This window comes from Streptomyces sp. NPDC052301, from assembly GCF_044593395.1.
Lineage (GTDB): Bacteria > Actinomycetota > Actinomycetes > Streptomycetales > Streptomycetaceae > Streptomyces.
The window spans coordinates 31,842-54,890 of the sequence record NZ_JBIUBE010000014.1; the positions used below are offsets into that span (position 1 = coordinate 31,842).

At 72.6% G+C, this 23,049-nt stretch carries 22 protein-coding genes; 6 read left to right on the forward strand and 16 right to left on the reverse strand.

The genetic code is table 11. From position 1 onward, the window contains the following. Positions 1-56: 56 nt before the first annotated feature. The gene (locus tag ACIHEJ_RS31565; RefSeq protein ID WP_400140527.1) at positions 57-2,582 is read right to left on the reverse strand and encodes an ATP-dependent Clp protease ATP-binding subunit; all 2,526 of its coding nucleotides are present in this window, start codon (positions 2,580-2,582) and stop codon (positions 57-59) included. A gap of 430 nt (positions 2,583-3,012) precedes the next feature. On the opposite strand from ACIHEJ_RS31565, the gene ACIHEJ_RS31570 reads away from it, so the two are divergent. Beyond that, positions 3,013-3,894, forward strand: coding sequence for an SCO3374 family protein (locus tag ACIHEJ_RS31570; RefSeq protein WP_400140529.1), 882 nt, complete (start codon positions 3,013-3,015; stop codon positions 3,892-3,894). Here ACIHEJ_RS31570 and ACIHEJ_RS31575 read toward each other — a convergent pair. The 10 genes from ACIHEJ_RS31575 to ACIHEJ_RS31620 form a co-directional block, all read right to left on the reverse strand. Continuing rightward, positions 3,873-4,208 (reverse strand): Lsr2 family protein, encoded by a 336-nt coding sequence (locus ACIHEJ_RS31575; protein ID WP_400140531.1) that lies wholly within the window; start codon positions 4,206-4,208, stop codon positions 3,873-3,875. The two genes, ACIHEJ_RS31570 and ACIHEJ_RS31575, sit on opposite strands and share 22 nt — an antisense overlap. A 203-nt stretch (positions 4,209-4,411) precedes the next feature. Further along, positions 4,412-4,960, reverse strand: coding sequence for an amino-acid N-acetyltransferase (locus tag ACIHEJ_RS31580; protein ID WP_400140533.1), 549 nt, complete (start codon positions 4,958-4,960; stop codon positions 4,412-4,414). Between the two features lie 9 nt (positions 4,961-4,969). Further along, a complete protein-coding gene (locus ACIHEJ_RS31585; RefSeq protein ID WP_400140535.1) occupies positions 4,970-5,398 on the reverse strand; it encodes a BlaI/MecI/CopY family transcriptional regulator in 429 nt (142 codons plus the stop codon). Between the two features lie 139 nt (positions 5,399-5,537). Further along, the gene (locus ACIHEJ_RS31590) at positions 5,538-5,717 is read right to left on the reverse strand and encodes a hypothetical protein (protein ID WP_400140537.1); all 180 of its coding nucleotides are present in this window, start codon (positions 5,715-5,717) and stop codon (positions 5,538-5,540) included. Positions 5,718-5,782: 65 nt separating this feature from the next. After that, positions 5,783-6,442 carry a hypothetical protein gene (locus tag ACIHEJ_RS31595; protein WP_400140825.1) on the reverse strand — a complete coding sequence of 220 codons (660 nt, stop codon included), beginning with the start codon at positions 6,440-6,442 and terminating at the stop codon, positions 5,783-5,785. A 169-nt stretch (positions 6,443-6,611) separates the two neighbouring features. Next, positions 6,612-7,409, reverse strand: a complete 798-nt coding sequence (locus ACIHEJ_RS31600) for a type III pantothenate kinase (RefSeq protein WP_366015183.1) — start codon at positions 7,407-7,409, stop codon at positions 6,612-6,614. Between the two features lie 5 nt (positions 7,410-7,414). Then, positions 7,415-8,392 (reverse strand): carboxylating nicotinate-nucleotide diphosphorylase, encoded by a 978-nt coding sequence (gene nadC, locus ACIHEJ_RS31605; RefSeq protein ID WP_400140539.1) that lies wholly within the window; start codon positions 8,390-8,392, stop codon positions 7,415-7,417. A 29-nt stretch (positions 8,393-8,421) separates the two neighbouring features. Beyond that, on the reverse strand, positions 8,422-10,119 hold the full coding sequence (locus ACIHEJ_RS31610) for an L-aspartate oxidase (protein ID WP_400140541.1): 1,698 nt from the start codon (positions 10,117-10,119) through the stop codon (positions 8,422-8,424). Beyond that, positions 10,116-11,108, reverse strand: coding sequence for a pantoate--beta-alanine ligase (gene panC, locus ACIHEJ_RS31615; RefSeq protein ID WP_400140543.1), 993 nt, complete (start codon positions 11,106-11,108; stop codon positions 10,116-10,118). Before panC ends, ACIHEJ_RS31610 begins: the two co-directional genes overlap by 4 nt. Then, complete coding sequence (locus ACIHEJ_RS31620) at positions 11,108-12,052, reverse strand: Rossmann-like and DUF2520 domain-containing protein (RefSeq protein ID WP_400140545.1); 945 nt, start codon at positions 12,050-12,052, stop codon at positions 11,108-11,110. The genes panC and ACIHEJ_RS31620 overlap by 1 nt, the downstream gene beginning before the upstream one ends. A gap of 289 nt (positions 12,053-12,341) precedes the next feature. On the opposite strand from ACIHEJ_RS31620, the gene ACIHEJ_RS31625 reads away from it, so the two are divergent. Then, positions 12,342-13,541 carry a threonine aldolase family protein gene (locus ACIHEJ_RS31625; protein ID WP_400140547.1) on the forward strand — a complete coding sequence of 400 codons (1,200 nt, stop codon included), beginning with the start codon at positions 12,342-12,344 and terminating at the stop codon, positions 13,539-13,541. A 91-nt stretch (positions 13,542-13,632) separates the two neighbouring features. On the opposite strand, the gene ACIHEJ_RS31630 is transcribed toward ACIHEJ_RS31625, so the two are convergent. Continuing rightward, entirely contained in the window at positions 13,633-13,839 is a 207-nt protein-coding gene (locus ACIHEJ_RS31630) for a hypothetical protein (RefSeq protein ID WP_400140549.1), read from the reverse strand. Positions 13,840-14,003: 164 nt separating this feature from the next. Between ACIHEJ_RS31630 and ACIHEJ_RS31635 the strand changes: the two genes are divergently transcribed. After that, on the forward strand, positions 14,004-15,107 hold the full coding sequence (locus ACIHEJ_RS31635) for a DUF5937 family protein (RefSeq protein WP_400140551.1): 1,104 nt from the start codon (positions 14,004-14,006) through the stop codon (positions 15,105-15,107). A gap of 47 nt (positions 15,108-15,154) precedes the next feature. Here ACIHEJ_RS31635 and ACIHEJ_RS31640 read toward each other — a convergent pair whose 3' ends face one another. Together ACIHEJ_RS31640 and ACIHEJ_RS31645 are read right to left on the reverse strand one after the other, a co-directional pair. Beyond that, positions 15,155-15,826 (reverse strand): response regulator, encoded by a 672-nt coding sequence (locus ACIHEJ_RS31640; RefSeq protein ID WP_400140553.1) that lies wholly within the window; start codon positions 15,824-15,826, stop codon positions 15,155-15,157. A 92-nt stretch (positions 15,827-15,918) separates the two neighbouring features. Further along, complete coding sequence (locus tag ACIHEJ_RS31645; RefSeq protein WP_400140555.1) at positions 15,919-17,124, reverse strand: sensor histidine kinase; 1,206 nt, start codon at positions 17,122-17,124, stop codon at positions 15,919-15,921. Positions 17,125-17,347: 223 nt separating this feature from the next. Here ACIHEJ_RS31645 and ACIHEJ_RS31650 point away from each other — a divergent pair, with 223 nt between their 5' ends. Beyond that, on the forward strand, positions 17,348-18,394 hold the full coding sequence (locus ACIHEJ_RS31650) for an SAM-dependent methyltransferase (protein WP_400140827.1): 1,047 nt from the start codon (positions 17,348-17,350) through the stop codon (positions 18,392-18,394). A gap of 8 nt (positions 18,395-18,402) precedes the next feature. On the opposite strand, the gene ACIHEJ_RS31655 is transcribed toward ACIHEJ_RS31650, so the two are convergent. After that, on the reverse strand, positions 18,403-19,554 hold the full coding sequence (locus tag ACIHEJ_RS31655) for an NADH-quinone oxidoreductase subunit D (protein ID WP_400140557.1): 1,152 nt from the start codon (positions 19,552-19,554) through the stop codon (positions 18,403-18,405). Positions 19,555-19,585: 31 nt separating this feature from the next. Here ACIHEJ_RS31655 and ACIHEJ_RS31660 point away from each other — a divergent pair, with 31 nt between their 5' ends. Beyond that, positions 19,586-20,089 (forward strand): PH domain-containing protein, encoded by a 504-nt coding sequence (locus tag ACIHEJ_RS31660; protein WP_400140559.1) that lies wholly within the window; start codon positions 19,586-19,588, stop codon positions 20,087-20,089. A 47-nt stretch (positions 20,090-20,136) separates the two neighbouring features. After that, on the forward strand, positions 20,137-21,444 hold the full coding sequence (locus tag ACIHEJ_RS31665) for a PH domain-containing protein (RefSeq protein ID WP_400140829.1): 1,308 nt from the start codon (positions 20,137-20,139) through the stop codon (positions 21,442-21,444). A gap of 53 nt (positions 21,445-21,497) precedes the next feature. Here ACIHEJ_RS31665 and ACIHEJ_RS31670 read toward each other — a convergent pair whose 3' ends face one another. Next, positions 21,498-22,961 (reverse strand): hypothetical protein, encoded by a 1,464-nt coding sequence (locus tag ACIHEJ_RS31670; protein ID WP_400140561.1) that lies wholly within the window; start codon positions 22,959-22,961, stop codon positions 21,498-21,500. Between the last annotated feature and the right edge of the window lie 88 nt (positions 22,962-23,049).

A 23,049-nucleotide genomic window follows, 5' to 3' on the forward strand; every position in this document is an offset into this window, starting at 1 on the left:
AAGGGGCCGGTGCTCGAAAGCACCGGCCCCTCACACTCGGCCACGAGCCGTGAGGCTTACGCGTCCTTGCTCAGGTTGGGACCCGCCCCACCCGCGGCCTGCTCGATCGGCGGGACGTCGGGCAGTGCCGACTTCTCCTCGCCGCGGAAGGTGAAGGTCTGGGACTCGCCCTCGCCCTCGGTGTCCACGACCACGATGTGACCGGGGCGCAGCTCGCCGAAGAGGATCTTCTCCGACAGCGAGTCCTCGACCTCGCGCTGGATCGTACGACGCAGCGGACGCGCGCCCAGCACCGGGTCGTAGCCCTTCTTCGCCAGCAGCTCCTTGGCGGACTGGGAGAGCTCGATGCCCATGTCCCGGTCCTTCAGGCGCTCGTCCACCTTGCCGATCATCAGGTCGACGATCCGCAGGATGTCCGCCTGCGTCAGCTGCGGGAAGACGACCACGTCGTCGACGCGGTTGAGGAACTCGGGGCGGAAGTGCTGCTTCAGCTCGTCCGACACCTTGTTCTTCATGCGCTCGTAGTTGGTCTTCGTGTCACCCGAGGCCGCGAAGCCCAGGTTGAAGCCCTTGGAGATGTCCCGGGTGCCGAGGTTGGTCGTCATGATGATGACCGTGTTCTTGAAGTCCACGACCCGGCCCTGGGAGTCGGTCAGGCGACCGTCCTCCAGGATCTGCAGCAGCGAGTTGAAGATGTCCGGGTGGGCCTTCTCGACCTCGTCGAAGAGGACGACGGAGAACGGCTTGCGGCGGACCTTCTCGGTCAGCTGGCCGCCCTCTTCGTAGCCCACGTAGCCGGGGGGCGAACCGAAGAGACGCGACACCGTGTGCTTCTCGCTGAACTCCGACATGTCGAGGGAGATCAGCGCGTCCTCGTCACCGAAGAGGAACTCGGCCAGGGCCTTGGAGAGTTCGGTCTTACCGACACCGGACGGGCCGGCGAAGATGAACGAACCGCCCGGACGCTTCGGGTCCTTCAGACCGGCACGCGTACGGCGGATCGCCTTCGACAGCGCCTTGACGGCGTCGTTCTGGCCGATGACCCGCTTGTGCAGCTCCTCCTCCATGCGGAGCAGGCGGCTGGACTCCTCCTCGGTCAGCTTGAAGACCGGGATACCGGTCGCCGTGGCGAGGACCTCGGCGATCAGCTCGCCGTCGACCTCGGCGACGACGTCCATGTCGCCGGCCTTCCACTCCTTCTCCCGCTTGGCCTTGGCGGCCAGGAGCTGCTTCTCCTTGTCGCGCAGGGAGGCGGCCTTCTCGAAGTCCTGCGAGTCGATCGCGGACTCCTTGTCCCGGCGGACGGCGGCGATCTTCTCGTCGAACTCGCGCAGGTCCGGCGGAGCGGTCATCCGGCGGATGCGCATCCGGGAGCCGGCCTCGTCGATCAGGTCGATCGCCTTGTCCGGCAGGAAGCGGTCGGAGATGTACCGGTCGGCCAGGGTGGCGGCCTGGACCAGTGCCTCGTCCGTGATGGAGACGCGGTGGTGCGCCTCGTACCGGTCGCGCAGACCCTTGAGGATCTCGATCGTGTGCGGCAGGGACGGCTCGGCGACCTGGATGGGCTGGAAGCGGCGCTCGAGAGCCGCGTCCTTCTCCAGGTGCTTGCGGTACTCGTCCAGGGTGGTCGCACCGATGGTCTGCAGCTCACCGCGGGCCAGCATCGGCTTCAGGATGGAAGCCGCGTCGATGGCGCCCTCGGCGGCACCCGCACCGACCAGCGTGTGCAGCTCGTCGATGAACAGGATGATGTCGCCGCGGGTGCGGATCTCCTTGAGCACCTTCTTCAGGCGCTCCTCGAAGTCACCGCGGTAGCGGGAGCCGGCGACCAGCGCGCCCAGGTCGAGGGTGTAGAGGTGCTTGTCCTTGAGGGTCTCGGGCACCTCGCCCTTGACGATGGCCTGGGCGAGGCCCTCGACGACGGCGGTCTTGCCGACGCCGGGCTCACCGATCAGCACCGGGTTGTTCTTGGTACGGCGGGACAGCACCTGCATGACCCGCTCGATCTCCTTCTCGCGCCCGATGACCGGGTCGAGCTTGGATTCACGAGCGGCCTGGGTGAGGTTCCGGCCGAACTGGTCCAGGACGAGGGAGGTCGAGGGGGTGCCCTCGGCCGGGCCGCCGGCGGCGGCGGTCTCCTTGCCCTGGTAACCGGAGAGCAGCTGGATGACCTGCTGCCGCACCCGGTTGAGGTCTGCGCCCAGCTTGACCAGGACCTGGGCGGCGACGCCCTCGCCCTCACGGATCAGGCCGAGCAGGATGTGCTCCGTGCCGATGTAGTTGTGGCCCAGCTGAAGAGCCTCGCGGAGCGACAGCTCCAGGACCTTCTTGGCACGGGGGGTGAAGGGGATGTGACCGGACGGAGCCTGCTGGCCCTGGCCGATGATCTCCTCCACCTGCTGGCGGACCGCCTCAAGCGAAATGCCGAGGCTCTCCAGGGCCTTAGCGGCGACACCTTCGCCCTCGTGGATGAGACCCAGGAGGATGTGCTCGGTGCCGATGTAGTTGTGGTTGAGCATCCGGGCTTCTTCCTGAGCCAGGACGACAACCCGCCGCGCGCGGTCGGTGAACCTCTCGAACATCGTTAATCGCTCCTCAGAGCGGTCAGGCAGTGGGGGGAACTTCCCCTCCCTGTCCTTCCGCAGCTTAGTCCCGCAAGCGGGGACCGCTCATTCCAACTGCCGACACCGTCGATGGCCTCCTGACCCCGAACGCCGACATCTGCTCCAACCCGATGGTGCGAGACGATGTTCCCGCAGGCCAGGCAGTTACCCCAGTCGCCAGTACGCCCATGGCGAACGTGAGACGGCCCGTACTGCGTGTCGCCCCCTCCCACTAGGCATGTCTTACCCGCAGGGACTGACACTCCATGCCGCGCGCACCGGTTCCCTCCGCTATGGGCGAACAACCTTGCGCCTCCCCACACCTCCGCGCGCCCCCTTTTTCGACACCCTGCGCGATCATCGGAGCACCCAGCGTAACTTCCCGGTCGCTCCGCCGGTTGCACGGGGCATGGCTGGTCCGTCCCCGACGGCGTCCGCGGGCTTCCCGCCCCGCGACCGGGCGTCCCATACGGTCCCCCTTCCCCGACGACCTCTCGATCCGGAGACGGAGCCCTGCGCTCCGCCGGCCGGCCCGGACGCCCGGGCCCGGCACTGGTACGAGAACGATCTGGGATGGGCGACAGTGCCCGGACGGCCGCTGCGGCTGCTCACAGGGGTGCGGTTCGACGTCCTGGACGTGCCGGCCGAGGCGGGCGCGGGGGCGCTCCGGCATCTCGCGCCGGACTCTCCGGTGGCCGTGCGGGGCGACCGGATGGAACTGCTGGTGGCCGCGGGCAGCGCGGAGGAACTGCCGGGGCTGCTGGACTGGCTGGAGTGGGGCGGGGTCGCCCTCGACCTGCGGGTCCTGGGGGCGGGCGAGACGCTGGAAGCGCCGATTCCGCCCGTCTGCGCAGGCGCCGATTCCATGGGGGCCGCTTCGGCGTCCGCCGGTTCCGCGCCGCACAATCCCCGCCCGGGGGATTTATTGCGGGCCGATTCCCTGCCGGTCAGGTCCCTGCCGGCTGAATCCCTGCCGCTCGAGCCCCTGCCGGTCGTTTCGCCGTCGCCCGGTTCGCTTCCCGGGAGTGCCCTGCGGGCCGGTGGCGTGCGGGGCGGTTCCGGGCCGTTCGACGCCGAACAGGGGGCCGCTGTGTGGTTGCGGCCCCCCTGGCCGGGAGGTGAGGTCGAAGCCTGGCTGCCGGCGATGCCGGCCGTGGGGCGCGAGGGGAGCGCCCCCGATCTCGTACGCCTGGTGGACACGGTGGCAGCGCAGTGTCACCGGGTCCGGCTGCGGCGCGCGTGCGCCGGGCCGTCCGCCTGCCGGCGGGATCAGCCGTGGGCCTTCTCGTAGGCCTCGCGGATGGACTGGGGAACACGGCCGCGGTCGTTGACCTCGTGGCCGTTCTCCTTCGCCCAGGCGCGGATCGCCGCGGTGTCCTGGTTGCCACCGGAAGCGGCACGCGTCTTTCCGCGCCCGCCCGAGGCACGGCCTCCGGTACGACGACCACCCTTGACATAGGGGTCGAGAAGGCCGCGCAGCTTGTCCGCATTGGCGGTCGTGAGATCGATCTCGTACGTCTTGCCGTCCAGCGCGAACGTCACGGTCTCGTCCGCCTCGCCGCCGTCGAGGTCGTCGACAAGAAGGACCTGAACCTTCTGTGCCACCGGATTTCCTTTCATCGATAACGTTGAGGGCCAGGGGTGTGCGGCGTTCGCCGTTTCGCCGCCCCTGTTATATGCAGTACTGCAGTACGTCGGAAAGCAAACCGCTTTTGCCGGAAAAACACAAACCCCTGGGAGTGACCGAGCGGACCGCCCACCTCCGGAAACATGCGCGTTTCGGACATAGGGAACCTGGGCAATGACGATCACAGATGCAGAAGCATCCGACTGTTGCCCAAGGTGTTCGGTTTCACTCGTTCGAGACCGAGGAACTCCGCGACACCCTCGTCATAGGAACGCAAGAGCTCCGCGTACACATCGGTGTCGACCGGCGTCTCACCGATCTCCACGAAGCCGTGCTTCCCGAAGAAGTCCACTTCGAAGGTGAGGCAGAAAACCCGGCGAACGCCGAGCCAGCGTGCGGTCTGGAGCAACTTCTCCAGCAACTGATGTCCGACGCCGGCGCCCTTGAGTCCGGGCTTCACCGCCAGAGTGCGGACTTCCGCGAGGTCCTCCCACATGACGTGCAGCGCACCGCAGCCGACGACCTCGGCGTTGTCGTCGCGTTCCGCGACCCAGAACTCCTGGATGTCCTCGTAAAGCGTGACCGTGGCTTTGTCGAGCAGGATGCGGCCGCGGACGTAGGCGTCGAGGAGCCGGCGCACGGCGGGCACGTCGCTGGTGCGGGCCCGGCGGACGGTGATGGCTTTTGCGGGTACTTCGGGACGCTGTGCGGACAGACGCTCTGCTGACATGGGCGGACGCTATCGCCCGTCGGTGTCCCCCGCCGAGCCGGGGTTCTCCTCTTCCCGGGCTTCCGGCGCTTGCGGGGCTTCCCAGGTTTCCGGGCCCTGGACGATGCGTACGGCGTCACGCAGGGCCTGGCGCTGTTCCTCGCTCATCATCCCGAAGAAGGCGACGAGAGCGGCGGCCGCGTTGTCGCTCTGCGACCAGGCATCGTTCATGAGGGCGGCTGCGTAGGCGGCCCGGGTGGAGACGGCCTCATATCGATACGCCCGCCCTTCCGCCTCGCGGCGGACCCAGCCCTTCTGATGGAGATTGTCCAAAACGGTCATCACGGTGGTGTACGCGATCGAGCGTTCCTGCTGGAGGTCTTCCAGGACTTCTCGAACGGTCACCGGGCGGTTCCACTTCCACACCCGCGTCATGACCGCGTCTTCGAGTTCTCCCAATGGGCGAGGCACAGCTCAGAACAATAGTGGGAGATCCGGTCAATGGCGTGCCGGACGTGCATCAAGTCCGCGGATCTGAACAAAAAGGGCGTTCCGCCTCTAGGGGCTCGCCGGCGAAGGGCGGCGAGGGCGCCTCGGCTCAGGCGTCGCCGCCGGCGGAGACCTTGCGGACGCCCTCCGCGCGCGCGAGGGCCGCGTCGACGGCCGCGTCCTCCTTGGCCTTGGCGGCCCCGCCCTGGGTCTTCACGATCACCCTGACGACACCGGCGAAGAACACGGCCATCACAACCGGGGGCACGAGCGCGGAGACGTAGTCCATGGGACCAGGGTAGCCATCCCCGAACGCCCGAAATGACCGGGGCCCGCCGGAGGCGGGGCGGGTCGTCAGCCGGCGGCCAGTCGGCAGGTGCCCGCGGCCTGCGCCGGAGGCGCGGGCTTGCGGCGCGGGAAGACCTCGCCCGGCGTGGGGATGGGCCGCTTCGGCGCGGCCGGTGCGGGCGCCGGCCGCTCGGGGGTGGCCGGCGCGGGCTTCGGCGCGGGCTTCTCCGCCGGTTTCGACGGCTCCTCCGGCCGTCCCGCCCCCGCTCCGGCCCCGGAGCCTCCCACACCCCCCGGGAGGGCCGTCAGGCGCGTCCTGGAGGCCGGCACGGAGGGCGCGGGCACCGTGCGCGGCCCCTGCGCGAACCGGGCCCGTACGTCCTGCTCCGCCAGCGTCCGGCAGCGCTCCAGCAGAGCCTTCGCCGCGGGGTTCCCGCGCAACGCGCGGAGCGCGGCGAGGTCGTCCGCCGTCGGCCGGTGCCCGGCGCCCAGCGCCTCCTCCAGCAGACTCAGGTAGCCGGCTGCCGTACCCGGAAGAGCGGCCCGGTAGCGGCCGAGGTCGGCCACCAGGAAGGCGCGCAGTCTGGCCCCCTCGCGCATCGCCTCGTCGAGCGACTCGGCGAGCCGGTAGCAGTCCTTGACGTCCTCGGCGGACGCTCGGCCGGGGTGGAGGGCGAGGGCGAGGGCGCGGCGGAGCACACGCAGCTCCTCCACGCCGAACGCCATGCCGCCGCGGGATCCGTATGGCGTGGGCATGCGGCGAAGGTACCGCTAATCGGACAAAAGCGACGGACCAGGGTGTTTTGCCGCCGCGTGTCGTTCGAGGTTTCCCCCGGCCGCAGTCACCCGGACCGGTTCTCCGCGCGCCGGCGCACCTCGGCGCGCCGGCCTCGCCTCACAGCCGCGACACGTTCCGCTCGTACACCAGGCGCAGCCCGATCAGCGTCAGCCACGGCTGGTGCTCGTCGATCACCGAGGACTCGCCCAGCACCATCGGCGCGAGCCCGCCGGTGGCGATCACCGTGACGTCGTCCGGGTCGTCCGCCAGCTCGCGCGCCATCCGGCCGACGACCCCGTCGACCTGCCCGGCGAAGCCGAACACGATGCCCGCCTGCATGGCCTCGACCGTGTTCTTGCCGATCACGCTGCGCGGCCGGGCCACCTCGATCTTCCGCAGCTGGGCGCCCTTGACGCCGAGCGCCTCCACGGAGATCTCGATACCGGGCGCGATGACCCCGCCGACGTACTCCCCGCGCGCGGAGACCGCGTCGAACGTGGTCGCCGTACCGAAGTCCACGACGATCGCCGGGCCGCCGTACAGCTCCACGGCCGCGACGGCGTTGATGATCCGGTCCGCGCCGACCTCCTTGGGGTTGTCGGTGAGGATCGGCACGCCCGTCTTCACGCCGGGCTCGACCAGGACGGCGGGTACGTCGCCGTAGTAGCGCCGGGTGACCTCGCGCAGCTCGTGCAGCACCGACGGCACGGTGGCGCAGATCGCGATGCCGTCGATGCCGTCGCCCAGCTCCTCGCCCAGCAGCGGGTGCATGCCCATCAGGCCCTGGAGCAGCACCGCCAGTTCGTCCGCCGTGCGGCGCGCGTCCGTGGAGATGCGCCAGTGCTCGACGATGTCCTCGCCGTCGAACAGGCCGAGGACGGTGTGCGTGTTGCCGACGTCGATCGTGAGGAGCATCGCCGTTACTCCGCCTCGCGCAGGTCCAGGCCGATGTCCAGGATCGGCGAGGAGTGGGTGAGCGCGCCGACGGCCAGGAAGTCCACGCCCGTGTCGGCGTACACGCGCGCGATGTCGAGCGTCAGCCGGCCGGAGGCCTCCAGCAGGGCCCGGCCGCGGACGATCCCGACGGCCTCGGCGCACTCGTCGGGCGTGAAGTTGTCCAGCAGGATCAGATCGGCGCCCGCCTCGACGACCTCGCGCAGCTGGTGCAGGGTGTCGACCTCGACCTCGATCGGCACCTCGGGGAAGGCCTCCCGTACGGCCTTGAAGGCCTGCGCGACGCCTCCGGCGGCGACCACGTGGTTGTCCTTCACCAGGGCCGCGTCGGACAGCGACATGCGGTGGTTGACGCCGCCGCCCGCGCGGACCGCGAACTTCTCCAGCGAGCGCAGGCCCGGGGTCGTCTTGCGGGTGTCGCGGACCTTCGTCTTCGTGCCCTCCAGGGCGTCCGCCCACGCGCGCGTGGCGGTCGCGATGCCGGACAGGCGGCACAGGATGTTCAGCGCGCTGCGCTCGGCGGTCAGCAGGTCACGCGTGCGCGTGGTGACCGACAGCAGCTTCTGCCCGGCCTCGACGCGGTCGCCGTCCTCGACGTGCCGCTCGACCTCGAACTCGTCCGTGCAGACCACGGAGAGCACGGCCTCGGCGACCCGCAGGCCGGCCACGACGCCCGCCTCGCGCGCGGTGAAGTCACCGGTGGCCACCGCCTCCTCGGCGATGGTCGAGACGGTCGTCACGTCCACGCCGCCGTCCAGGTCCTCCTGGATGGCCACGTTCGCGATGTCCTCGACCTCGATCGGATCCAGCCCGGCAGCGGCCAGCAGCTCGGCGAGCGCGGGGTCGAGGCCGCTCTCCAGGTACTCCTCGTCGCCGTCCGCGCCACAGGCACAGCCGTCGCCGCAGCCGCCGGTGGGCGCGAGGGGAAGGTCGTCGGTGCTCACGTCTGTCACTGCTCCTGAGGCGCTGGGTGTTACCGGGTAGGGGGGAAGTCTGCGGTGTCGGTGGTGCGTACGGCCAGCGACCGGTCCGGATCCAGCCGTACGACGATGTGGCGCCGCCAGTGGGTGTCGTCGCGCTCGGGGCTGTCCTCGCGCCAGTGGCAGCCGCGGGTCTCCTCGCGCAGCCGGGCGGCGGCGACCAGGACGCGGGCCACGCACAGGAGGTTGGTGGCCTCCCAGGTGTCGACGCCGGGCTCGGCCGTCTTGCCGTTCTCCTCGAGCGCGTCCCGGGCCTCGGTGTGCAGCCGCTGGAGCTGCGCGGCGGCCGCGGCGAGGGACTCCTCCGAGCGCAGCACGCCGGCGCCCTCGGTCATGATCCGCTGGATGGCGAACCGGGTCTCGGGGGCGAGCAGGGGAGACGCGGGCCTCTCGGGGTGCGGGACCGGGAGGGGCACGCGCGCGTGGAGGCCGTTCTCGGCGGCCACCGCAGTGATGTCGGCGGCGATCCGCTCGGCGTAGACGAGGCCTTCGAGGAGGGAGTTGGAGGCGAGCCGGTTGGCGCCGTGCACGCCGGTGCAGGCGACCTCGCCGCACGCGTACAGGCCCGGGACCGTCGTACGGCCCTGGGCGTCGGTGCGGACGCCGCCGGAGGCGTAGTGGGCGGCCGGGGCGATCGGGATGGGCTCGGTGACCGGGTCGATGCCGTTGGCGCGGCAGGCGGCCAGGATGGTCGGGAAGCGGTGCTCCCACATGTCGGCGCCGAAGTGCCGGGCGTCGAGGAACATGTGCTCGGCGCTCTGCTCCAGCATCCGCCGCAGGATGCCCTTGGCGACGATGTCGCGGGGCGCCAGCTCGGCCAGCTCGTGCTGCCCGACCATGAAGCGCACGCCGTCGCCGTCGACCAGGTGGGCGCCCTCGCCGCGCACCGCCTCGGAGACCAGCGGCTGCTGGCCCTCGGCCTCCGGGCCGAGGAACAGCACGGTCGGGTGGAACTGCACGAACTCCAGGTCGGAGACCTCCGCGCCCGCGCGCAGCGCCAGCGCGACGCCGTCGCCGGTCGACACGGACGGATTGGTGGTCGCCGAGAACACCTGGCCCATGCCACCGGTCGCGAGGACCACCGCGGGGGCGTGCACGGCGCCCACGCCGTCGTGCTGGCCCTCGCCCATCACGTGCAGGGTGACACCGGCCGTACGGCCCTCGGCATCGGTGAGCAGGTCCAGCACCAGCGCGTTCTCGATGGTGCGCAGCCCACGCGCGCGTACGGCCTCCACGAGCGCCCGGGACACCTCCGCGCCGGTCGCGTCGCCGCCCGCGTGCGCGATCCGGCGGCGGTGGTGGCCGCCCTCGCGGGTGAGATGGATGTCGCCCTCGTCGTCGGTGTCGAAGTGGGCGCCGGTGGAGATCAGCCGCCGTACGGCGTCGGGACCCTCGGTGACGAGGATCCGTACCGCCTCCTCGTCGCACAGGCCGGCACCGGCCACCAGGGTGTCCTCGAGGTGCTGCTCGGGCGTGTCTCCCTCGCCGAGGGCGGCGGCGATGCCGCCCTGCGCCCAGCGCGTGGAGCCGTCGTCCAGGCGGGCCTTGGTGACGACGACCGTCGTCAGCCCGGCGGCCTCGCAGCGCAGCGCCGCGGTCAGGCCGGCCACCCCGGAGCCGACGACGACCACGTCCGCGGAGATGTTCCACCCGGGGGCGGGTGCGTGCAGTCGTATGCCTGTGCTGGTCACGAGGCGGCTCCGAAGGTCAGAGGAAGATTGTCGATCAGCCGGGTCGTGCCGACCCGGGCGGCGACGGCGAGGACGGCCTCGCCGGTGAAGTCGTCGCCGATCTCGGTGAAGTCGGCGGGGTCGACCAGGGCCAGGTAGTCCAGTTCGAGCGGCGGGTCGAGGCGGCTCGCGTCGTCCAGGACCTGGCGGGCGGCGGCGCGGACGGCCGCCGGGCCGCCGGGGGCCGCCGTGGCGACCGCGTGCGCGTCGGCCGCCGCCCGGGACTCGCCGATCGCGCTCAGCGCCTCGGCACGCGCCTGCGTGGAAGGCACTTCGCGGGCACGCGCGCGCAGCGCCTCCTGCGCGGCGTGCCGGTCCCCGCCGGCGAACAGCGCCCGGGACAGCAGGAGCGCCGTCCGGCGCTCGTCGGGCGAGAGATAGCGGTTGCGGCTGGACAGGGCGAGCCCGTCGTCCTCGCGCACGGTCGGTACGGCGACGATCTCGACGCCGAAGTTCAGGTCGCGCACCATGCGCCGGATCAGCGCCAGCTGCTGGGCGTCCTTCTGCCCGTACAGGGCCACGTCGGGGCGGGTGAGGTGCAGCAGCTTGGCGACGACGGTGAGCATGCCGTCGAAGTGGCCGGGCCGCGAGCCGCCCTCCAGGCGTTCGCCCATGGGGCCGGCGGTGATGCGCACCTGGGGTTCGCCGCCCGGGTAGACCTCGTCCACGGAGGGGGCGAAGACGACGTCCGCGCCCGCCTGCTCGGCGAGCTCCACGTCGGCGTCCAGCGTGCGCGGGTAGCGGTCCAGGTCCTCGCCCGCGCCGAACTGCAGCGGGTTGACGAAGACGGTGACGACGACCTCGCCGTCCGGGCCGGCGATCTCCCGCGCGGTGCGGACGAGGGTCGCGTGGCCCTCGTGCAGGGCGCCCATGGTCATCACCACGGCACGGCGGCCCCGGCGCACGCGCGCGTGCAGCTCTTCGGCGGTGCTCAGCAGGGCGGTGGTCATCAGGCGTTCCCCTCGGTGCCGTCGGTGCCGTTCGTGCCGCCGCTTCCGCCGGCGAGCACCCCGAGCAGGTCCTCGGCGAGCTCCGGCTTCAGCAGGCCGTGCGCGAGCGCCCGGTCGGCGGTCGCGCGGGCCATCGCCAGATAGCCGGCCACGGCCTGCGGGGCGTGCTTGCGCAGCTCGGTGACGTGCGCGGCGACCGTGCCCGCGTCCCCGCGCGCGACGGGCCCGGTCAGGGCCGCGTCACCGGAGCGCAGGGCATTGTCCAGGGCGGCGCCCAGCAGCGGGCCGAGCATCCGGTCGGGCGCCGTGACACCGGCCGTGCGCAGCAGCTCCATGGACTGGGCGACCAGGGTGACCAGGTGGTTGGCGCCGAGGGCGAGCGCCGCGTGGTAGAGCGGGCGGTTCGCCTCGCTGATCCACTCCGGTTCGCCGCCCATCTCGATGACCAGGGCCTCGGCGGCCAGGCGCAGCTCCTCGGGTGCGGTGACGCCGAAGGAGCAGCCCGCGAGGCGCTGGACGTCGACCGGGGTGCCGGTGAAGGTCATCGCCGGGTGCAGGGCCAGCGGAAGCGCGCCCGCGCGCAGGGCCGGGTCGAGGACTGCCGTGCCGTACCGGCCGGAGGTGTGCACGAGCAGTTGTCCCGGCCGCACGGCCGCGGTCTCGGCGAGCCCGGAGACGAGCCCGGGCAGGGCGTCGTCGGGGACGGTGAGCAGCACCAGGTCGGCGCGCTGGAGGACCTCGGCGGGCGACACCAGGGGCACGTCCGGGAGCATGGCCTCGGCACGCCTGCGTGAGGCGTCGGAGACTCCGGAGACGGCCACCGGACGATGCCCGGCGAGCTGGAGGGACGCGGCGAGCGCCGGACCCACGCGTCCGGCGCCGACGACGCCGACGGTGAGCCGCGCGGGGCGGTCCTTGAGGTCTGGCTGGTGGTCTGTACTCACGCGACGGCGGCCTTCCCGTTCCAGTCCGCTCTGGGTACCGGACGATTTCTCGTCATGTTAACGCTATCTCGGTCCGGAGCCGACCGGCTGTCCACAGGCTGTGGGTTTCTCCACACCGCCACCCCGCTCGCCGCGCCTGTCGCCGAGCCGTGCCCGCGCCTCTCCCCGGCCCTCGACGCACGGTCGTCCCGCGAGGCCTCGCCGCGTGTCGTGCCGCAGGCCCGGCGTGTGTCGTGCCGCGGTCGTAATCCGGCTGACCGCGCGCGGGGCCGCGCGGCATGATCCGTGCATGACCGACATGGCCGAGCACGGCGAGCAGCAGCAGACGGAACAGTCCGAACGGTCCGATCAGTCCGAGCGGGAACGTATCCGGGAGCGGCGGCTGGCCGCCTTCGCGAAGGCGGAGCGCGTGCTCGCGCGCGAGGGCGGCCGGCTCACGGTCCGGGAGCGGCTTACTGCCCTCCAGGAGGCGGCACCCGAGGTGTACGACCTGGACCGGACGGTGGACATCTACGGCAACCGGATCGTGGCGGACCTGGAGGAGCGGGTCGCGGCCCTGCTCGGCACGGAGGCCGCCGCGTTCTTCCCGACCGGCACGATGGCCCAGCAGGTGGCGTTGCGCTGCTGGGCGGGCCGCACCGGCGACCGCGCGGTCGCCCTGCACGCCCTGGGTCACCCCGAGGTGCACGAGCGGCACGCGTTCAGCCAGGTCAGCGGGTTGCGGCCGGTGCGCGTGACCAGTGAGCCCCGGCTGCCCACGGCCGCCGAGATACGCGATCTCGAAGAACCCTTCGGGGCGCTGATGCTGGAACTCCCGCTCAGGGACGCCGGCTACGTGCTGCCCACCTGGGAGGAGCTGACCGAGGTCGTCGAGGCCGCGCGGGAACGCGACGCGGTGGTGCACTTCGACGGGGCGCGCCTGTGGGAGACCACCGTCCACTTCGGCCGGCCCCTGGCGGAGATCGCCGGGCTGGCGGACAGCGTCTACGTGTCGTTCTACAAGTCCCTCGACGGCTTCGGCGGTGCCGCGCTGGCCGGCCCGAAGACGCTGGTGGACGAGGCGAGGACGTGGCGGCACCGGTACGGCGGCAACATCTTCCAGCAGTTCCCCACCGTGCTGTCGGCGCTCATCGGCCTGGAGCGCGAGCTGCCCCGGCTGCCGGACTATGTGCGGCACGCGCGCGTGGTCGCCGCCGCGCTGCGCGAGGGGTTCGCCGCGGCGGGGGTGCCGTGGTCGCGCGTGCATCCCGAGGAGCCGCACACGCACGAGTTCCAGATCTGGCTGCCGTACGACTCCGGGACTCTGCTGGAGGCGTCGGTGCGCCAGGTCGAGGAGACGGGCACGTACCTCTTCCCCGGTTACTGGGAACGGGGCGGGCCGGGGCTGTCCTTCACGGAGGTCAGCGTCCGCGCCCCCGGGCTGGAGTGGACGGCGGAGGACGTACGGGCGGCCGTGGCCGACTTCGTCTCCCGCCTGCCCACCCGCTGATCACCGCACGCGTGCCGCGCTCCGGTCACCGCGCACGGGTGCCGCCCTCTGATCACACGTCTGATCACAGCGCACGCGTGCCGTTCTCCGATCACAGCGCACGCGGGCGCAGCCACCGGTGCATGGCTGAGCGCACGCGCCCTCGTGCCGGGCGCTCGGCGACGACCGCGCGGAAGCGCCGGTACTCGATCAGTTCGCGCACCAGCTCGAGGTCGTGCCGGCCCGGCGCGGGCGGTTCTGCCTCGCCCCGCACGCGGGCGCGGTAGCTGTCGAGGAGGTACTGCTGGGTGATGCTCATGGCGGTTCGCCTTCTCGGGACGGGTGGCTGATCTGTGGCCGATCGGGCTCCGCGGCTGCCCCGGTGCCTCCAGCCTCGTCCCTGGTCCGGCCGGATGTCCCGTGGATTGACGAGTGCCGTCAATCCACGGGGCGCTGTCGGTGGGCCGGTGCACGATGGAGGGCATGAGCGTGACCATCGACATCAGCGGGCTGCCGGCCGAGCGGATCTTCGTCGTGCCCTCTCCGCTGGGGGAGCTGGGGATGGCGCTGCACGCGCTCAGCGAGCCCGGCCACCACCCCGACCTCCAGGGCTGGGCGACCGCCGTCTCGTCCCGGCTGGACCCCTCGCTGGCCGACCGGCTCTGCGAGGCCGACTTCCTGTGGCGGACGACGTTCTCTGACGTCTTCTCCCCGTTCGCGGCCCTCCCCGGCGGTCGCGCGCTCCCCGGCGCCACGCTCGCGGAGGAACTGGACCAGCTGGACAAGCTGTCGGACGAACAGTTCGTCAACGCCGCGCTGGAGTTCACCTGCCAGCTGCGCTACGAAGTCGAGGATCCCGGCCCGCTGGGCGACCCGGAGCTGCGCCGCCGCTCCCTGGAGCTGGCCGCCGCGCGCGGTGCCGTGCAGGAGCGGTTCACGCGCCGGCTGCTGGAGGACCCGCCGGTCGTCCGCGCGTGGTTCCGACAGCTGATGCTCGACTGCGAAGAGGCCTTCTTCGCCGACACCTGGGCCCGGCTCCAGCCCCAACTCGCGGCCGACACCCGGCACAAGACCGAGCTGCTGCGCCGCAAGGGTCTCGGTGAGGCCATCGCCTCGCTCTCGGGGGCCATCTCCCTGGACGAGGAGGCCGCGCTCATCACGATCGACAAGCTGGCCGTGGGCCGCGCCGCCACGGGCGACGGCAGCCTGGTGCTGATACCGACCAGCCTCGGCTGGCCGCACGTACACGTCCTGCGGCGGTACGGCTGGCAGCCGGTGATCACCTACCCGGCGAGCGGCTCCCGCCCGCAGGCCCCCTCCGTCGAGCAGCTCACACGCCGCATGGAGGCGCTGTCCCACCCGGTGCGGATGCGCCTGTGCCGGCACCTCGCGCGCGCCCCGCACACCACGAGCGAGCTGGCCGACGCGCACGGCATGTCGGCGCCCGAGATATCCCGGCACCTCGCGGTGCTGAAGAAGGCGGGCCTGATCACCCACTGCCGCCGCGGCCGGTACGTCCAGCACCAGCTGGACCTGTCGGCGGTGGCCCGGCTGGGCAGCGACTTCATCGAGGGCGTCCTGCGCTGAGCCTTCGCCGGCCGCCCCGGCCCTCGCCGGGACCGGGCCTGCCGGCGTCAGCCGTGGCCGCCCGCCCGCACCAGACCCGTCTCGTACGCCAGCACCACCACCTGCACCCGGTCGCGCAGACCGAGCTTGGTCAGGATGCGGCCCACATGGGTCTTCACCGTCGCCTCGGACAGCACCAGCCGGGCCGCGATCTCCCCGTTGGACAGGCCCTGCGCGACCAGCACCATCACCTCGCGCTCCCGGTCGGTGAGCCGCTCCAGCTCCTTGTGCCGGGGTTCGTTGCCGGTGGAGGGCAGCATCGGCGCGAAGCGGTCCAGCAGGCGCCGGGTGGTGGAGGGCGCGACGACCGCGTCCCCGCTGTGCACGGCCCGGATCGCGGCCAGCAGCTCACCGGGCGGCACGTCCTTGAGCATGAATCCGGAGGCACCCGCCTTCAGCCCGGAGAAGGCGTACTCGTCCAGGTCGAAGGTGGTCAGGATGAGCACCTTCGGCGCTCCCGGCTCAGCGCAGATCCGCCGGGTGGCCTCCACGCCGTCCAGCTTCGGCATGCGGACGTCCATCAGGACGACGTCGACGGCGGTGGCACGCAGCACCTGAAGGGCCTCGACGCCGTCGCCCGCCTCCGCGACGACCTCCATGTCCGGCTGGGCGGCGAGCACCATCCGGAACCCGGTGCGCAGCAGCACCTGGTCGTCGACGAGCATCACGCGGATCGTCATCGGGCCTCTTTCGGTCGGGACGGCTGTCACGGGTGTGACGGTTACCGGTGTTTTGTGGTGTGACAGGTGTCAACAGGGGGCGTCCGGTTGCGTCAGTGCGCCGGTTTGAGCGGCAGCAGGGCGCTGATGCGGAATCCTCCGCCCGGGCGCGGGCCGGCGTCCAGGGTGCCGCCGACCATGCCGACCCGCTCGCGCATGCCGATCAGCCCGTGGCCCTGTCCGTCGGCGCCACCCTCCTCGTACAGCTCGTGCGGGGCGCCCTTGCCGTCGTCCTCGACGAGCAGGCCGAGCCCGTCGTCGAAGTAGACCAGCCGGACGCTCGCGCCCGCGTTGGGCCCGCCGTGCTTGCGGGTGTTGGTGAGCGCCTCCTGCACGATCCGGTAGGCGGTCAGCTCCACTCCGCTGGGCAGTGGACGCGGGGTGCCCTCGACCTTGAAGTCGACGGGCAGACCGGAGGTCCGGCACTGCTCGACGAGGTCGTCGATCTGCTCGACGTCCGGCTGCGGGACGTACTCGCCGGTCTCCTGGTGCTCCCCGGTGCGCAGCACCCCCAGCAGGCGGCGCATCTCGGCGAGGGCCTGCCGGCCGGTGGAGGAGATCGTCTCCAGGGCCTTCTTGGCCTGGTCGGGGGCGGCGTCGAGGACATAGGCGGCGCCGTCGGCCTGCACCACCATCACCGACACGTTGTGCGCGACCACGTCGTGCAGCTCGCGCGCGATACGGGCGCGCTCGGCGGCCACCGCGACCTTCGACTGGGCCTCCCGCTCCTTCTCCAGGCGTGCGGCGCGCTCCTCGAGCTGCGCGAAGTAGGCGCGCCGGGTGCGCATGGAGTCGCCGAGCACCCAGGCGAGCGCGAACGGCACCGTCTGGAACACCGCTATGGCGATCTGCCCCAGGAAGCCGGACTGCTCGGCCGGCCAGCGGATCTGCGCCAGGGCCGCCGCACAGAGGCTGACCGCGAGCGCCAGCCGGGAGGCCCAGCGCGCGCCGACCGCCGCGACCGTGTAGGTGATCACCAGCATGGCGAAGTCGGCGACGGTCGTCTCGACGTCCAGGACCAGCTGGGCCGCCCCGGTCCCGAGGGCGAGCAGCAGCATCGGCTCCGGGAAACGGCGGCGCAGCGCGACGACGACGCACAGGACGACGGAAACGGCCATCCCCGCGGGGAGCGTTCCGTGGTGGTTCGGCACCCCGTCGAGATTGACCACGCTCAGGCTCGACAGCCCGAGCAGGACGACGGCCCAAGAGGTGTCGACCCAGGTCGGGTGGCGGCGGAGGAAGTCGTAGAGGCGCTGCACGTAACCCAGAGTAGGTAAACCGGATGTGTGCAGGGGTCAACCGGAGGGCCGATCCGCGCCCGGCGCGCGTACTCCGCAAGGTGGAGGAAGTGATCATCTGTGCGCCTAGTCTGTTGCGGTGACGGATGAGACGGCGCGGGAAACGGAACCGGCACCCCGCGACGGGCGGGAGCGGCCCGGCGGGCACGGCCGGCGCGGCTGGCGTGCGGCCACCGAGGCCGCGCTGTACGGGCCCGGCGGCTTCTACCGGCGCCCGGAGGGACCGGCCGGTCACTTCCGTACGTCCGTGCACGCGTCACCGCTGTTCGCGGGGGCCGTGGCCCGGCTGCTGTGCCGGGTCGACGAGGCGCTGGGGCGGCCCGCCGTGCTGGACTTCGTCGACATGGGGGCCGGGCGGGGCGAACTGGTCACCGGGGTGCTCGCCGCCCTGCCGGCCGACGTGGCCGCACGCGCACGTGCGTACGCCGTCGAGATCGCCGACCGCCCGGCCGGCCTGGACGAACGGATCACCTGGTCCAGCACGCCCCCGGACGCGGTCACGGGGCTGCTGTTCGCCAACGAGTGGCTGGACAACGTGCCCGTGGACGTCGCCGAGGTGGACTCTGCGGGTGTGCCCCGGCTGGTGCTCGTCACGGCGGACGGATCGGAGCGGCTCGGGGAGCCCGTGACGGGCGCGGAGGCCGGCTGGCTCGCCCGCTGGTGGCCGTTGCCGGCCGAGGAGGGGCTGCGGGCGGAGATCGGGCTGCCGCGGGACCTGGCGTGGGCGTCGGTGGTGGACAGGCTGGTACGGGGGCTCGCGGTGGCCGTGGACTACGCCCACACCTTGGACACGCGCCCCCCGTTCGGTACGCTCACCGGCTTCCGGGAGGGCCGCGAGACGGCCCCCGTGCCGGACGGTTCGTGCGACATCACGTCACACGTCGCCCTGGACGCCTGCGCGGCGGCCTGCTCGGCGCACACGCCCCCCGGCAGCACGACGTGCCCGGCCCCCGGCACGGCACGCACGGCTTCCCGCACGGCGCGCGCCGCTTCTGCCGCCCCGCGCATGCTCCCCGGCGCGCGCCTGATCACGCAGCGCGCGGCCCTGCGCGCCCTGGACATCACCGGCGCACGGCCCCCGCTCGCGCTGGCCTCCACGGATCCCGCCGCCTACGTGCGCGCCCTCGCGGGCGCAGGTGAGGCCGCCGAGCTCACCGCGGCGGGCGGTCTCGGCGACTTCGGCTGGCTGCTCCAGCCCGTGGGAATTCCGGACCCGCTGGCCCGGGAGTGATCACCGGCCTACTTGTCGATGTCGCCGACCACGAAGAACAGCGAGCCCAGGATGGCCACCATGTCCGCCACCAGGGTGCCCGGCAGCAGCTCGGTCAGGGCCTGGATGTTGTTGTACGACGCCGACCGAAGCTTCAGCCGGTACGGGGTCTTCTCACCCTTGCTGACCAGGTAGTAGCCGTTGATGCCGAGCGGGTTCTCGGTCCATGCGTACGTGTGCCCCTCGGGCGCCTTCAGCACCTTCGGCAGCCGCTGGTTGATCGGCCCCGGCGGCAGCTCGGCCATCCGGTCCAGGCAGGCGTCGGCGAGGTCGAGCGCGTTGTGCGTCTGCTCCAGCAGGCACTCGAAACGGGCGAGACAGTCGCCCTCGCTCCGGGTGACGACCTTCAGCGTGTCCTGCAGCTCGCCGTAGGCCAGGTACGGCTCGTCGCGGCGCAGGTCGAAGTCGACGCCCGAGGCGCGCGCGATGGGCCCGCTCACGCCATAGGCGTGCACGGTCTCGGGCGTGAGCGCCCCCACCCCGCGGGTGCGCCCCCGGAAGATCTCGTTGCCGAGCACCAGGTCGTCGAAGACGTCCATGCGCGAGCGGACGGCGGCGACAGCGCCACGCGCGCGTGCGGCCCACCCGGCCGGCAGGTCCTCCTTGAGGCCGCCGACGCGGTTGAACATGTAGTGCATGCGCCCGCCGGAGACCTCCTCCATGACGTTCTGGAGCACTTCGCGCTCCCGGAACGCGTAGAACACCGGGGTGATCCCGCCCAGCTCCAGCGGATAGGAGCCGAGGAACATCAGGTGGTTCAGCACCCGGTTCAGCTCGGCGAGCAGCGTGCGCGTCCACACCGCCCGCTCGGGGACCTCCATGCCGAGCATCCGCTCCACGGCGAGGACCACGCCCAGCTCGTTCGAGAACGCCGACAGCCAGTCGTGGCGGTTGGCGAGCATGATGATCTGCCGGTAGTCGCGGGCCTCGAAGAGCTTCTCGGCGCCCCGGTGCATGTAGCCGATCACCGGCTCCGCGCGCACGATGCGCTCCCCGTCCAGCACCAGCCTGAGCCGCAGCACGCCGTGCGTGGACGGGTGCTGGGGGCCGATGTTGAGCACCATGTCGGTGCTCTCCGCGGCGCCGCCGATCCCGACCGTGGTCTCCGTCGTAGGAGTCATGACCCCAGTTTCCCCTACGTACGCTGGGCGCATGGAGACGGGGAGCCCCGAAGGGGCGGGGACACCGGGGGACGAGCCGGTGTGGCGGGGGCTGCCACCGGGCCTGCTGCGGATGCGGCGGCTGCTGCTGGTGGTGTGGGCGGGGGTGCTCGCGGCCGCCGCGGGGCTGCTGCCCGGCCTGCTCGTGGGGCCGGTGTGGGCGGCCTGCGCGCTGCCGCCCGTGGCGTTCGCCGCGTGGTGCTGGCCGCTGCTCGGCCGCAACTGGCGCTCGTGGCGGTACGCCGAACGCGCCGACGACCTGCTGATCAGCCGCGGTGTGCTGTGGCGTGAGGAAACCGTGGTGCCGTACGGGCGGATGCAGCTGGTGGAGGTCACCTCCGGTCCGGTGGAACGGCGCTTCGGGCTGGCCACCGTCCAGCTGCACACGGCGGCCGCCGCGACGGACGCGACCATCCCCGGCCTGGACCCGGCCGAGGCGGAACGGCTGCGCGACCGGCTCACCGAGCTGGGCGAGGCCCGATCGGCGGGCCTGTGACGCCCCCGCACCGCGACGACGGGACCGACGACGGCACGGACGGCGGCATACCGGGGCGTCCGCCCGTCGCCGAGCGCCGGCTGCACCCGGTCACCCCCTTCCGCCGGGCGTGGGCACCGGTCGCCGTGCTCGCCGGCTGGGCGGCGCACGATCCGAACGGCGCGCAGGAGCAGCTGGCGCGGCTGACCACCACCGTGCTGCTGCTGGGGCTCGCCGTCCTGGTACCGCTCGCCGGGCTCTACGGCTTCCTGTCCTGGTGGTTCACGCACTTCGCGGTCACCGACACGGAACTGCGCATCCGTACCGGGCTGCTGTTCCGGCGCACCGCGCACATCCGGCTGGAGCGCATCCAGGCCGTGGACGTCTCCCGGCCGCTCCTCGCGCGCGTGGCGGGCGTCGCGAAGCTGCGGATCGACGTCGTCGGCGCCGACGACAAGGACGAACTGGCCTTCCTGGGCGAGCGGGAGGCGAGCGCCCTGCGTGCGGAACTGCTCGCGCGCGCGGCCGGCTTCGCGCCCGAGACGGCCCGCGAGGTCGGCGAGGCACCGGCGCGGGAACTGCTGCGCGTGCCCCCGCGGGCGCTCGCGCTCTCCCTCGCGCTGACCGGTGCCACCTGGGGCTCGCTGTGCGCCGCGCTCGTCGTGCCGCCCGTGCTGTGGGTCACCACCCACAACCTGTGGACGGTCCTCGCCGCCGCCCTGCCCCTGCTCGGCACGGCCGGCGCGAGCAGCGCGGGACGGTTCGTCACCGAATACGACTGGACGGTGAGCGAGTCCCCGGACGGGCTGCGCATCGACCACGGGCTGCTCGACCGCGCCCACGAGACCGTGCCACCCGGCCGCGTGCAGACCGTGCACCTCGTGGAGCCGCTGCTGTGGCGGCGCCGCCGCTGGGTGCGGGTGGAGCTGGACGTGGCCGGGTCGGCGAACCCGGTGCTGGTCCCGGTGGCCCCGCGCGCGGTCGCCGAGTCGGTCGTCGCGCGCGTGCTGCCCGGGGTGACCGTGCCTCAGGAACTGTCGCGGCCCCCGCGGCGGGCCCGCTGGTCCGCGCCGGTGCGGTGGCGCGGGCACCGGCTCGCGGTCACCGAGACGGTCTTCGCCACCCGGCACGGCCTGCTGCGCCGCAGGCTGTCGCTGGTCCCGCACGCCAAGGCGCAGAGCGTACGGCTCACCCAGGGTCCCTGGGGGCGCCTCTGGGGGCTCGCCGACGTCCATGTGGACACCGGAGCCGACAAGACCGTGACGGCCCGTCTGCGGGACGCCGAGGAGGCCGTACGGCTCCTGCACGCTCAGGCGGAGCGGTCCCGCACGGGCCGCCGGGAGGCCCGGCCGGACCGCTGGATGACGACGCGATGACAGAAGCCCGGCTCCCCTCACGGGAAGGCCGGGCTCCTTGACGTGCCGTCGGTTCAGGACGCGGCGCTGCGCAGCCTCTGGACGTCGATCTGCTCGGTCTCGTCGTGCGCGGTCAGGTCGATGATCTGCCCGACCTCGCGCGCCCGCGCGTCGGCGGGCTTGTACGCGGCCTCGGCCTCCGCCTTGTGCACGGCGAGGGCCTCCGCGCCGACGACGTCGGCGAGGTCCTCGTTCTGCACGGACTCCAGCGCGGAGTCCGGGGCGTTCTTCTGCGTGCCGAAGAAGTCGAAACCGCCCTCCACCACCGGGCGACGCGCGGGCGTTGCCGGTACGACGGCCACCGCGGTCGGCACCGTGAAGTGCCCGGCGGGCTGCTGCGCCACAGGCTGGGACGCCTCGGGCGGCTGGACGGACGAGGCGGCCCCGGCGGACGCCGTCGGGGCGGCCGCGCGCGCGTGCCCGTCGGCCGCCGTCGGCTGCCCGTGCGTCTCGTCCTCCTGGGCGTCCGGTGCGGCGACCTGGGCGTCTGGTGCGGCGACCTCGCTCGCGGCGGACCCGGCACCGTCCTTCACGCCCTCCGCGGCGCGCTCTCCTTTGGCGACGGAATCGCCTCCGGCCGCCTCGGCCGTGGCCGTCTCCGTGAGGGCGGCTTCCTGACCGGCGGCCTCGGCCTCGCGCTCGGGCTCGGCCTCGGGCTCGGGCTCGGGCTCGGGCTCGGGCTCGGGCTCGGGCTTGGGCTCGGAGGAGCGTGCCTCCGCGGGCTCGGGCTCCGTTGCCTCCGCCTCCGCGGGCTCTGCCTCGGCGGCCGGTGCGTCTGCGTTCTCCGCCTCGGCCGACGCGGGTTCGGCCGAGGTCTCCCGGCCGAACCCGGCCAGGGCGGTCAGGGCCCGCAGGTAGAGCCGGGAGCCCTCGGGCGAGAAGACCGCGTACGCCTTCGGCCTGTCCTCGGAGGCCGCTTCCGGGGCGGCGTCGGTCGCATCGGCGGCCGCGGTCCCCTCGGCCGGCTCGGGTTCCGGCTCGGCGCTCCGCGCGGGCGGCAGTGCCGGCACGGACGAGGGCGCGCCCGCCTCGATCTCCAGCAGCCGGCGTCCCTCCAGGGCGCTCGCGCGCTCGGTCTCCGCCGTGGCGTACCGGCGCAGCAGGGCCGCGTGCTCGTTGCGCAGGCCGGCCAGCTCCGCCCGCTTGGCGCGCAGCCGTTGCTCCAGTTTGGTGCGCAGCTCGCGGGACTCCTCCAGGTCGGTCTCCAGTTCGGCGACCCGCTCCTCGAAGCGCCACTCGTCGCTGGCACGCGCGCGCATGAGTTCGGCGACCTGCTTGCCCGCCTGCGCGTCCCAGCGGCGCATCACGAACGCGCCGACGACCGCCGTGGCCGCGGCGGCGGAAGCGAGCGCCCGCAACACCGTGGCCTCGGAGAACGCCCAGGGACCCAGCGCGCAGACGACGGACACACCGGCGATCGCCGACGGAGGCAACAGCCGGTGCAGAGGCGGGGAATGGCGGTGGCGTCCACGTGGCATGGCCAGAAACTTACCGCGCGTAGGCGAATCGTGGACCTCCACCCCGTAAAAATCCGGCCGAACCATGGGTCTCACCGGGCGCCGGCCG

What these genes read in the sequence shown, in the direction of transcription:
- ACIHEJ_RS31565 (WP_400140527.1), bottom strand. Translation starts at nt 2,582, where the DNA reads ATGTTCGAGAGGTTCACCGACCGCGCGCGGCGGGTTGTCGTCCTGGCT.
- ACIHEJ_RS31570 (WP_400140529.1), top strand. Translation starts at nt 3,013, where the DNA reads ATGGCTGGTCCGTCCCCGACGGCGTCCGCGGGCTTCCCGCCCCGCGAC.
- ACIHEJ_RS31580 (WP_400140533.1), bottom strand. Translation starts at nt 4,960, where the DNA reads ATGTCAGCAGAGCGTCTGTCCGCACAGCGTCCCGAAGTACCCGCAAAA.
- ACIHEJ_RS31590 (WP_400140537.1), bottom strand. Translation starts at nt 5,717, where the DNA reads ATGGACTACGTCTCCGCGCTCGTGCCCCCGGTTGTGATGGCCGTGTTC.
- ACIHEJ_RS31595 (WP_400140825.1), bottom strand. Translation starts at nt 6,442, where the DNA reads ATGGCGTTCGGCGTGGAGGAGCTGCGTGTGCTCCGCCGCGCCCTCGCC.
- ACIHEJ_RS31600 (WP_366015183.1), bottom strand. Translation starts at nt 7,409, where the DNA reads ATGCTCCTCACGATCGACGTCGGCAACACGCACACCGTCCTCGGCCTG.
- panC (WP_400140543.1), bottom strand. Translation starts at nt 11,108, where the DNA reads ATGACCACCGCCCTGCTGAGCACCGCCGAAGAGCTGCACGCGCGCGTG.
- ACIHEJ_RS31625 (WP_400140547.1), top strand. Translation starts at nt 12,342, where the DNA reads ATGACCGACATGGCCGAGCACGGCGAGCAGCAGCAGACGGAACAGTCC.
- ACIHEJ_RS31630 (WP_400140549.1), bottom strand. Translation starts at nt 13,839, where the DNA reads ATGAGCATCACCCAGCAGTACCTCCTCGACAGCTACCGCGCCCGCGTG.
- ACIHEJ_RS31635 (WP_400140551.1), top strand. Translation starts at nt 14,004, where the DNA reads ATGAGCGTGACCATCGACATCAGCGGGCTGCCGGCCGAGCGGATCTTC.
- ACIHEJ_RS31640 (WP_400140553.1), bottom strand. Translation starts at nt 15,826, where the DNA reads ATGACGATCCGCGTGATGCTCGTCGACGACCAGGTGCTGCTGCGCACC.
- ACIHEJ_RS31655 (WP_400140557.1), bottom strand. Translation starts at nt 19,554, where the DNA reads ATGACTCCTACGACGGAGACCACGGTCGGGATCGGCGGCGCCGCGGAG.
- ACIHEJ_RS31660 (WP_400140559.1), top strand. Translation starts at nt 19,586, where the DNA reads ATGGAGACGGGGAGCCCCGAAGGGGCGGGGACACCGGGGGACGAGCCG.
- ACIHEJ_RS31670 (WP_400140561.1), bottom strand. Translation starts at nt 22,961, where the DNA reads ATGCCACGTGGACGCCACCGCCATTCCCCGCCTCTGCACCGGCTGTTG.